1 protein-coding gene is annotated in these 1,037 nt (G+C 38.3%); it reads left to right on the top strand.

Annotation, left to right across the window (positions count from 1 at the left end):
* Nucleotides 1–192: 192 nt before the first annotated feature.
* Nucleotides 193–1,037: transposase (locus AB5213_RS17210; protein ID WP_368277045.1), on the top strand; the 845-nt coding region annotated here is incomplete at its 3' end.

Here is a 1,037-nt window from a genome sequence, read left to right as displayed (position 1 = left end):
AGGGGCTGTGAAATAAGTTCCTAAAAGAAATAGGACCATTCGTTCATGCGAAAGGTCCTATTTTTGTGGTAAAATTAACTTGCGATGAAAACTTTACACAATAATTATTGTAATTCAAAACAAGGATATTTACCACTGTTTCTTTCAGATTGTTTGGATCTGCTGGATCCTGTTTTAACATTTGACAGATTGATGGGAGGAATCGATTTAAACAAGTATCTGACGGATATTCCGGAGTACACAACCGGACGACTCAGATATAATCCGGTCAACATGTTAAAAACAGTACTTTTCGGATTTATGACTAGCGGCTACTGCTCTCTGAGAGAACTGGAAGACAACTGCAAAGTTAATATCAGGTTCATGTATCTCATGGATCATCAGACTCCGTCATACAGAACCTTTGGATATTTCATCAATGAAGTACTTCAAGATAAGATTGAAAACATTTTTAACGACATCAATCATGCTATCTTTAACGATGAGCATGTAGATCTGCAACATCTCTACATCGACGGCTCCAAGTTTGAAGCAAACGCAAACAAGTATACCTGGGTATGGAAGAAGGCTACCGAAAAGTTCCGTTACAAGCTTTACGAAAAAATCACTGCGGAGATCGAGGAGATTAATGCAGAAATCGCATGGAGCGGGGTGCAGATCACAACAAATCCGGAGTATGTACCGGATTATCTGAATGAAATCGTTGAGCAGCTAGTACTTTTATGGGAACTGGATACAAGTACATTTGTTTACGGAAGTGGAAAGCGAAAATCCAAAGAACAGCGTCATTATGAACACTTGACTACTTTCTGTCAGAAACTTCAAGAATACATACAAAAAATTGAAATCTGTGGTCCTAATCGAAACAGTTACTCTAAAACAGATAACTCAGCTACCTTTATGCGTATCAAAACGGATTACATGGGCAATGATCAGCTTCTGCCAGCATATAATGTACAGATTGGTGTAGCAGATGAATATATTGCAGTTGTTGACGTGAACCATTATCGTTCGGATATGGATTGTTTCGTTCCTTT

Origin of the sequence: Coprococcus sp. RTP21204st1_G4_RTP21204_210225 (genome assembly GCF_040915385.1) — a bacterium.
Taxonomy (GTDB): Bacteria; Bacillota; Clostridia; order Lachnospirales; family Lachnospiraceae; genus Allocoprococcus; species Allocoprococcus comes.
Note: the sequence above shows the minus strand (reverse complement) of the source record. Positions and strands in the feature narration are given on the sequence as shown.